Source organism: Aeromonas sp. HMWF014 (assembly GCF_963878295.1).
GTDB classification, from domain to species: Bacteria; Pseudomonadota; Gammaproteobacteria; order Enterobacterales; family Aeromonadaceae; genus Aeromonas; species Aeromonas popoffii.
Genome location: NZ_CAWNYS010000219.1, coordinates 18,459 through 27,032 on the forward strand (window position 1 = coordinate 18,459; position 8,574 = coordinate 27,032).

9 protein-coding genes and 1 pseudogene are annotated in these 8,574 nt (G+C 53.9%); 9 read left to right on the forward strand and 1 reads right to left on the reverse strand.

The window, feature by feature from the left end:
• The first annotated feature begins 5 nt into the window (after nucleotides 1-5).
• The 8 genes from lfgF (at nucleotide 6) to AAC083_RS08880 (ending at nucleotide 7,049) form a co-directional block, all read left to right on the forward strand.
• On the forward strand, nucleotides 6-740 hold the full coding sequence (lfgF, locus tag AAC083_RS08845) for a lateral flagellar basal-body rod protein LfgF (protein WP_108536364.1): 735 nt from the start codon (nucleotides 6-8) through the stop codon (nucleotides 738-740).
• A 78-nt stretch (nucleotides 741-818) separates the two neighbouring features.
• A complete protein-coding gene (gene lfgG / locus AAC083_RS08850) occupies nucleotides 819-1,604 on the forward strand; it encodes a lateral flagellar basal-body rod protein LfgG (RefSeq protein WP_108536365.1) in 786 nt (261 codons plus the stop codon).
• Nucleotides 1,604-2,275, forward strand: coding sequence for a flagellar basal body L-ring protein FlgH (gene flgH, locus AAC083_RS08855; RefSeq protein WP_108536366.1), 672 nt, complete (start codon nucleotides 1,604-1,606; stop codon nucleotides 2,273-2,275). The genes lfgG and flgH overlap by 1 nt, the downstream gene beginning before the upstream one ends.
• Nucleotides 2,276-2,283: 8 nt before the next feature.
• Nucleotides 2,284-3,390, forward strand: coding sequence for a lateral flagellar basal body P-ring FlgIL (fgIL, locus tag AAC083_RS08860; RefSeq protein WP_108536367.1), 1,107 nt, complete (start codon nucleotides 2,284-2,286; stop codon nucleotides 3,388-3,390).
• A gap of 8 nt (nucleotides 3,391-3,398) precedes the next feature.
• Nucleotides 3,399-3,797, forward strand: a complete 399-nt coding sequence (locus AAC083_RS08865; protein ID WP_108536368.1) for a rod-binding protein — start codon at nucleotides 3,399-3,401, stop codon at nucleotides 3,795-3,797.
• On the forward strand, nucleotides 3,797-5,116 hold the full coding sequence (gene lfgK, locus AAC083_RS08870; RefSeq protein ID WP_108536369.1) for a lateral flagellar hook-associated protein LfgK: 1,320 nt from the start codon (nucleotides 3,797-3,799) through the stop codon (nucleotides 5,114-5,116). The genes AAC083_RS08865 and lfgK overlap by 1 nt, the downstream gene beginning before the upstream one ends.
• A 10-nt stretch (nucleotides 5,117-5,126) precedes the next feature.
• Nucleotides 5,127-6,026, forward strand: a complete 900-nt coding sequence (gene lfgL / locus AAC083_RS08875) for a lateral flagellar hook-associated protein LfgL (protein WP_108536370.1) — start codon at nucleotides 5,127-5,129, stop codon at nucleotides 6,024-6,026.
• Between the two features lie 18 nt (nucleotides 6,027-6,044).
• Nucleotides 6,045-7,049 carry a hypothetical protein gene (locus AAC083_RS08880; RefSeq protein ID WP_258224637.1) on the forward strand — a complete coding sequence of 335 codons (1,005 nt, stop codon included), beginning with the start codon at nucleotides 6,045-6,047 and terminating at the stop codon, nucleotides 7,047-7,049.
• A gap of 60 nt (nucleotides 7,050-7,109) precedes the next feature.
• Here AAC083_RS08880 and fliB read toward each other — a convergent pair whose 3' ends face one another.
• Nucleotides 7,110-8,273, reverse strand: a complete 1,164-nt coding sequence (gene fliB, locus AAC083_RS08885; protein ID WP_181364693.1) for a flagellin lysine-N-methylase — start codon at nucleotides 8,271-8,273, stop codon at nucleotides 7,110-7,112.
• A gap of 208 nt (nucleotides 8,274-8,481) precedes the next feature.
• On the opposite strand from fliB, the pseudogene AAC083_RS08890 reads away from it, so the two are divergent.
• Nucleotides 8,482-8,574, forward strand: a pseudogene (locus tag AAC083_RS08890) (Lateral flagellin); the annotation flags it as partial.

Here is an 8,574-nt window from a genome sequence, read left to right on the forward strand (position 1 = left end):
GATGCGTGGAAAAGCTTATCTATACCGCCATGTCGGGGGCACAACATACCCTGATGGCACAGCAAATTCGGGCGAATAACCTGGCCAACGTCAATACCGCCGGTTTTCGGGCCGATTTTGAGCGGGTCTCAGCCTATGCGCTGACCGGTGATGGCTACCCAAGCCGGATCATGGCGCGTGAAGAGATGGCCGGCACGGATTTTAAGGCGGGCGCCTTGATGCAAACGGGTCGCAAACTGGATGTGGCGGTGCGTGGTGACGGTTTTATCACGGTGCAAACTGCCGATGGCAAAGAGGCCTATACCCGGGCCGGTAACTTGGAAGTGGACTCTGAAGGGCTATTGACTCTCAATGGCCGTCCTGTGCTGGGAGATGGCGGGGAAATGGTACTGCCTGCCTATCGCGACCTGAGCTTCGGCAAGGATGGTTCTCTCAGCATCACGCCACCGGGTGGAGGTGCCCGATTGGATGTGGGTCGCCTCAAGCTGGTCAATCCGGATCCGGTCGAACTGGTAAAAGGTCCGGACGGCCTCTTTCGCTTGCGCCAAGGGGGTGATGCCGAGACCAGCGAGCAGGTGGTGCTGGCCTCAGGTTTTCTTGAGGGAGCCAATGTTAATGCGGTCGACGAGCTGATTAGCAGTATGTCATTGACCCGCAATTTTGAGCTTCAGGTCAAGTTGATGAAAACCGCAGATGATCAGGCCCGGCAAGGGGCCAGACTTATTTCCGGTCAGGGCTAGCAGGTTAGCTCGCCAGAGTCGTAAGACCCTTGATGGATGCGCGATAGCGCCCCGAATGAATTAGGTGGAGAAGCAAAGATGCATGCAGCACTTTGGGTGAGTAAAACAGGTCTGTCGGCACAAGATGCCAAGATGGCCAGCATTTCCAACAACCTGGCCAACGTGAATACGGTCGGCTTCAAGCGCGATCGCGTGGCTTTTGAAGACTTGTTCTATCAGGTACAACGCCAGCCAGGTGCTCAGCAGGATCAGCAAAACCTGTCGCCCATCGGCATTCAGATGGGTAATGGTGTGCGTGTGGTTGGAACACAGAAAGTGTTTACCCCTGGGCAGTTTCAGAATACCAATCAGGAATTGGATATGGCGGTTGTCGGTGCCGGTTTCTTTGGTGTCGAACGCCCTGATGGGGAAACGGCCTATACCCGTAATGGTCAGTGGCATCGCAATGCCGAAGGTTTGCTGGTGAACTCGGATGGGCTGCCCATGTTGCCGCAAATCCAGATCCCCGACAATGCGACCAAGGTTTCCATAGGTACAGATGGGACCGTGAGTGCAACGCTACCAGGCCAGCAAGAAAATGTGGAGTTGGGGCGTATTACCTTGACCAATTTCGCGAATCCAGCTGGGTTGGAAGCACTTGGGGGCAACCTCTATCGTGCGACTGGTGCCTCTGGCGAAGCCATTGAAGGGGTACCTGGTGAGGAGGCGATGGGCGCCATCAAGCAGTTCACCCTGGAAAGTTCCAACGTCAACGTGGTAGAGGAGATGGTCGACATGATCACCACTCAGCGTGCCTATGAGATGAACGCCAAGGTGGTATCTGCCGCAGATCAGATGCTCAAGTTTGTCACTCAGGCGCTGTGATGATACAGGTGATGCGGCGTTATTTTTGGGTGGTGTTGATGCTGGGTGGTTGTGCCACTTATGAACTCAAGGGCCCTGAACCAGGTGACGAAAAGTGGGCACCTTCCCGACCCAAGTTATCTGTCTCGGCCCGGGGAGAAGACGGTAGCCTTTATCGTGGCGACTACATGATGACTCTGTTTCAGGATCGTCGAGCCTATCGTATCGGCGATATTCTGACCGTGGTGCTGGAAGAGCGTACCCAGTCGAGCAAGAAAGCCAACACCAGCATGAGCAAGAACAGCAGCATGAACGTGCCAGCCCCCTCTATTGGTGGAAAAGTGCGCTCCGACTGGGGCGCCAGCCTGAGTGCAGATCGTGACTTCGATGGTGGCGCTACCTCCAGCCAGCAAAATACGCTAGCCGGTTCCATTACGGTAACGGTTGCCGAAGTGATGCCAAACGGGGTGCTGGGGATCCGGGGCGAGAAATGGATCCGTCTCAATCAAGGAGATGAATATATCCGTTTGGGTGGCATGGTGAGGGTGGAGGATATCGACCAGAGCAACCGTATTTCCTCTCAGCGCATTGCCGATGCCCGCATTACCTATGCGGGGCGTGGCGCACTTGCCGACAGTAACCAGATGGGGTGGCTGGCGCGTTTCTTCAGTTCCGCATTCGCACCTTTTTGAGGATTTACATGAATAAATGGTTTATCACGTTGCTCTGCCTGAGTCTGCCGGTGTTGGCTAATGCCGCGCCGCCTGCCAAGCGAGCCTTGCTGGATATTGCCGATGTGCAGGGAATGCGAACCAACCAGCTGGTGGGTTATGGCTTGGTAGTTGGCTTGTCGGGTACGGGCGATCGCAGCCAGGTCAAATTTACCGGCCAATCCATGGCCAACATGCTCAAGCAGTTTGGCGTACAGTTGCCCGATGATCTCGACCCCAAGCTCAAGAACGTCGCTGCTGTATCGGTACAGGCGACGCTGCCTGCCTTGGCTGGCAAGGGGCAGTTGGTGGATGTAACTGTGACCTCCATCGGGGATGCCAAGAGTCTGCGTGGAGGCTCACTGCTGTTGACGCCATTGCGTGGTATCGATGGGGACGTGTACGCCGTTGCCCAGGTCAACCTGGTGGTTGCCGGGGTCAAGGCTGAGGGACAATCCGGTTCCTCTGTGACCATCAATGTACCGACGGCGGGCATTATTCCCAATGGCGCCATCATTGAGCGCGAGGTAGTCAGCAACTTTGCTGATAAACCCGAGGTGACGCTCAACCTGCACCAACCCAACTTTAAAACGGCCCGTAATGTTGAACGGGAAATCAACCGCCAGCTGGGGTCCGTGGCCAGAGCTGTGAGTGCAGGGCGGATCCAGGTCGCAGCCCCCAAGGATGAGAGTCAGCGGATCTCTTTTATGGCGTTGCTGCAAGACATTCAGGTCGACATGGGCAAGGAGCGGCCCAGAGTTGTGTTCAACAGCCGGACCGGGACCGTGGTGATGGGGCAAGGGGTCAAGGTACACAAGGCGGCGGTTAGTCATGGTAGTCTGACCGTGACCATAGGCGAGAGCCAGAATGTCAGTCAACCCAACGCCTTCTCCAATGGGCAAACGACGACGACACCCAATTCAAAGGTCCAGGTGGATCGCGAACGAAACAACATGTTTGTCTGGCCGGATGGCACTTCGCTTGAGGTGATCGTCAAGGCCGTTAATTCACTCGGGGCAACTCCCGATGATGTCATGGCCATTTTACAAGCTCTCGATGAGGCCGGCGCCCTCGAGGGAGAACTGGTGGTCATCTAAGGATCGCTATGACCAGAATAACGTCAGAGCCTGGTTTTTATCAGGATCTCAATGAATTGCAGCAAATAAAGAGCAATCCGGATCAACGTGCGGCGCTGGATGCCGCTGCGGGCCAGTTTGAAGTGAGTTTTTTACAGACTGTGCTCAAGCATATGCGTTCAGCCTCTGACGCTATGCAGGATGAGGATGACAAGATCATTAAAGGAGAAGAGCTATACCGCGACATGTATGACAGTCAGTTGGCGATGAATCTGGTCAAGCGTGGCGGTATGGGATTGAAAGAGCAGATGGTCAACCAATTGGCACCGACATTAAAGAATGCCGAGCCTGTGGTCGCTTCAGAACCACAGACCCTGGCTGCATTCAGTCAGCCTCTGAATTCGGCAAAAATGAGGAAAGTTGACTGATGTCGATGCTCAATATCGGTTTTAGCGGACTTAACGCGGCCCAGATCGCGCTAAACGTCACCGCCCAGAATATCGCCAACGTCAATACCATCGGCTATAGCCGCCAGGAAGCCATGATGGGCAGTCTGTCCGGCTTTGGTCGACTGGACAATGGTATGGGGGTAGAGGTAACCGGTGTTCGCAGGATCACGGATGACTATCTAGTTTCACAGCATTGGCGCAGTCGATCTTCCACTGGCGCTTCTTATTCTTTTCATCAGTACATCAATACTACCGAGCAGTTGTTGGGCAGCGAGTCGATGAATATCGCCAAGGGACTGGACAGTTTCTTCGCCTCATTGAGTGCTGCACTCGACAGCCCGGAGACGCCCGCGCAGCGCAGCCAGATCGTCAGTTCTGCCGGAGCCTTGGCCAACCGTTTTGGCCAGTTGAATGAGAGCATGTTGACGCAAGAGAAGCAGATTGACGATCAACTAAACAGCACTGTCTCTCAGGTCAATAGCTACCTGAAACAAGTGGCCGAGCTGAATACCCAGATCAGTGAGCAGGCTTCCAAGGGGGTCAACACCTCGGTACTGGAAGACAGTCGCGAGCAGATCGTGCGTGAGTTGTCGACCTTCATGGAAGTTAGGGTCAACCGGCAAAGCGACGGGTCATTTTCGTTAACTCTGCCTCAGGGACAACCCTTGGTATTGGCCGGTAGTAACAGTACTCTCTCCTTGGCCGGTGATTCGCTCAGCCTCAGCTTTGGTCCTCAGTCCTTCGAAGTCCCCAAGCTGCATGGTGGCAGTCTGGCCGGGGTGATGGAATACAGGACGACAGTATTGCGCCCGCTGCGTGACGAGCTTAATCAGATAGCGCAGAAGCTGGCGGATGATTTTAATGCCAAGCAGGGCGGAGGGGTAGATTTGCATGGTAACCCGGGTAAATCGCTCTTCACATACGATCCCCTCAATCCGTCAGGAACACTGAAGATTGCAGATGGTTTCACTGGCGATGATCTGGCTTTTGCCAAGGCGGGGGGCGGTAGCGGTGATAATCGCAACCTGCAAGAGTTACTGACCATCAAAGATAGCCAATATGATGCGTACAGTGCCTTGCTTGGCCGGATGGCGGTACAAAGTGGCCAGGCCAAGGCGACCATGGAGGCGAATGCCAATTTGGAGAAGCAGCTGGCTACCAAACTGAGCAGTGTCAGTGGGGTAAACACGGATGAGGAAGGGGTCAAGATCATGGCTTATTCCAAGGCATATCAGGCCAATGCCAAAGTGATCAGTACCTCCGATCAGCTTTTCAATTCCATCCTGAACATGTTCTGACGGAGCGACAATGCGCATCAGTACCAACCAGATACAACTCAGCATGCTCGACAACCTGCAACATGGTTTCGGTGAATATGCCCGACTTGATCGCCAGATATCGGCTAACAAACGTATCCTGCAACCATCTGATGATCCTGTGGGGAGTGTACGTTTGCTCGGCTTGAAGAAAGAGCAGGTGGCAATGGAGCAGTACCAGAAAAATATTGCCAATGCCAAAAGCCAGCTATCTCAAGGCGAGCTGCAGTTGGAAACAATGACCAACATGCTGATGCGGCTGCGCGAACTGACTCAAACTGCGGCAAATGACTCACTTTCTGAAGGTGACCGTCGTGCGATTGCCAGTGAAACTGCCGTTATCAAGGATGGCTTGCTGGATCTGGCCAATGCCCGAAATGAAAGTGGTTCGAGCCTTTTTGCCGGCAGTCAGGTGAACCAGACTGCGATCGTTAAAACCCTCTCTGGTGATTATCAGTATCAGGGTGATGCGCTGATCCGAGAAGTCAGTATCGCCAAAGGTGTTACCGTGGGGCTCAATCAGACGGCAGATCAGCTTTTCATTCAGAACGGAGACTTCTTCAAGCAGCTGGATGCCATGGTGGAAGCCATGGAAAGTGGTGCTCCCGATGCTGCGGATCAAGCCCGGAACATGCTGGATAGAAGCAAGATATTACAGGACGATATCAGCCAGATGGTCAGTTCTATTGGTGCTCGTATTAATTTGCTTGATCAAGTGGATGAAGGGCATGCAGAGAAGGGCGTCTATAGCAAGGAAGTGAGTAATCAGATAGAGTCCCTTGATTATGCCAGTGCTGTTACCCAGCAGGCTCATGTGCTGATGGCCTTGCAAGTGCAACAACAAGCATTTGCCAAGGTCAACGGCTTGAGTCTATTCAACTACATGCCATAAGTTCAGGTTCAGGGAGCCATGATGCAGATTCAACGAACCCGTTTGGGCGGAGTGGCCGAAACACCTGCCCAGCCCCGACTAGGCGGGCGCGTGACTGCTCAAACTACGTCTCAGTCAACCAGCAAAACGGAACGTCACCCCAATATTGTCCGGCTGGATCGCTGGGCTTTGATCGGCACGGCCCAGCAGCGAATTGCTCATGCCCAGGGAGGGGAGCAAGCCTTGAGCCAGGTGTGGGGGGAGCTTAAACGTCTGGAGCAGCAACTCGGTCAAAATCGTGCAGCGAGTGGTGATCTGGTATCGCGTTTGAAGTTGCTAGAAGACAAGTTGACCCAACCTAAGGCCCCCTTGACCTCAGAGCTGAGACCGCGTCTGCTGGCTTCTGCTTCGGATAGCCGTGTGCATTACAGTTCAGAGCGACTCGATTTGCTTACCCCCAAGGCGAGTTCCGAGCGTCTTGTGTTCTCTTTTCCGCAAACCAGTAGTGCAGCAGAAGTTATCTTGCCTGCTGGCGCCAATGCGGCTGAAGTGGTCTCAAGGCTGGATCAGGCTCTGCGCAAAGAAAATATCCAGGTACGGTTAAACGAACTTGGCAAGCTTGAATTGAGCGTGCCTGATCAACACAGACGTAAACTTGATGAACCCGTATTGTTGAGTGGAGAAGGCATCCGGATCCCCGCGGGAAATCCGGTACCGGTTCAATTCAAACCCAAACCAGGGCAACTGACTCAACTTGGCGAGGGCATCGACAAGGGTGAACTCAAACAGGAACAGCAGCGCCTGAAGCGGCTGCTTGGCGAGATTGAACAGTCCGTACGTGAGCTCAAACAGTTTCGCCAGAAAATGGTCAAACAGCTTGATCGAGTGAAAGCGCGTAGTCAGAACCTTAAACAGGAAGAGCTTGCGCAGTTGCAAGGCAAGCTCAGCCAGCAGCTCAAGGACGGCGGTTTTATGGGGACTATGTCAGGTCTGCTGGCTCAGGCCAATGTATCACGACAGAGCGTCGTCGCATTGTTGACTTAGGGCTGAAATATTTGATCCGAAAATGAAACCGCCATGGGACTCTCTGGCGGTTTCTTGTTTTCAGGGTTTCAGCAAGGCATAGAGGGCCAGATCCGAAGCAAACCCAGACTCGCTGAGCCCTTGCTCAATGGTCTTGAGAAAGCTCGCGTTGTGCTGACGTATGGTGTGATAGCTGTAGAAGAGGTTAATGACCTCTTGCTCTTCCAGCTCCTTGTCGATTGCCAGTAGGCAGAGGTAGTTGCGCAGCAGGAAGTAGTCGGTAACTAAAAATTGATAGGCCTGGGATGGGGTGTGCTGTTGCTGAGGGAAGTTGTGGTGATAGACGTAGTAGAGCAAATAGTTATTTAGGATCTGGGGACGAGCAGCCAGGAAGGGTGAGACCTTGTCGTACCAAGTTTGCTGCAGTTGTGCGAGTTTCTCCTCATCATATACCCCTTCCAGCATGAGGTTGATTTTGTCGAGGCAGCGCTGCATGGTCTGCCGCCCCCGGCGTCCCTGTGAATAGGCCAGTAGCTGATGAGTGATGGTGCGCAACCCCCACCATTGTAACCGCGGCAAGACCGGCAGTTGCTCGAACATGGCGAGCAGGTCTCCCCCCTTGGCCAGTATGGCAACCTGATCCAGGAAGGCCTCGTGTGACAGCTTCGCCGGATCCCGGTGGATCAACATGCCGATCAGCCACAGACGCAGTTCGACGGGAAGGTCGGTGGCGGCCAGCACGTGAATGCTCAGGCTGTGCAGGGTGGCGATGGCGGTGGCGGGTGGCGGGGCGAAGGGCAGTGACTGTGCCAGCTCTGTCACCTCGGTCTGCATCGCCATGGGGTCCAGCAGCAGTTGCCGGCACACCTCGGGGCAGGAGAGCATCAGGGACTTCTTGAGCTGGTTGCCGATCCGGGAACTGGATCTTGGATAGGTCTTGCAGGTATGGCTCAGTGCATCCGCGCCAGCCTTGCTGTGGATCTGGCACAGACGGTTTTCGTCGAGGAAGGGACAGGCTCCTTGCTCATCGAGTTGTATCTCTCCCCAGTGCTCATTGCTCTTTTTCACTTTGCGTATATGCAATTTACTTAGAGACTTTACTGCTGGATCCGAGTGCCGCTCGTAGTTGCGAAAAGTCAGCTTGTCGATGCTGATAGTCCAGCTATGACAACAGTTATCCTCGCAGCGATCGCCGATGCATTGGAAATGTTGAACGAAGTGAGGGGTATAGATAAAGGCTGCCATATCTCAGTCCGGTGATGGAGGATGGTGGTTTCAAAGCAATAACCATGCCGAGCATCCAGGTTCTGCTGCGGTGGGTTGGATCAAGGCGATGGAATACTGAGACAAAAAATATACAATCACCAGCCTACATTTCTGCGGAAAAGATGTCGCTTATCTCTGATGTCAACCAAACAGGCTGCAACGCAGCGATTACATAGAGGAATACATCATGGGTTTGTCCATTCATACCAACTTCGCGTCCCTGACCACTCAGAATCAGCTGAACTCCACCAACAAGATGTTGGGTACCGCCATGCAGCGT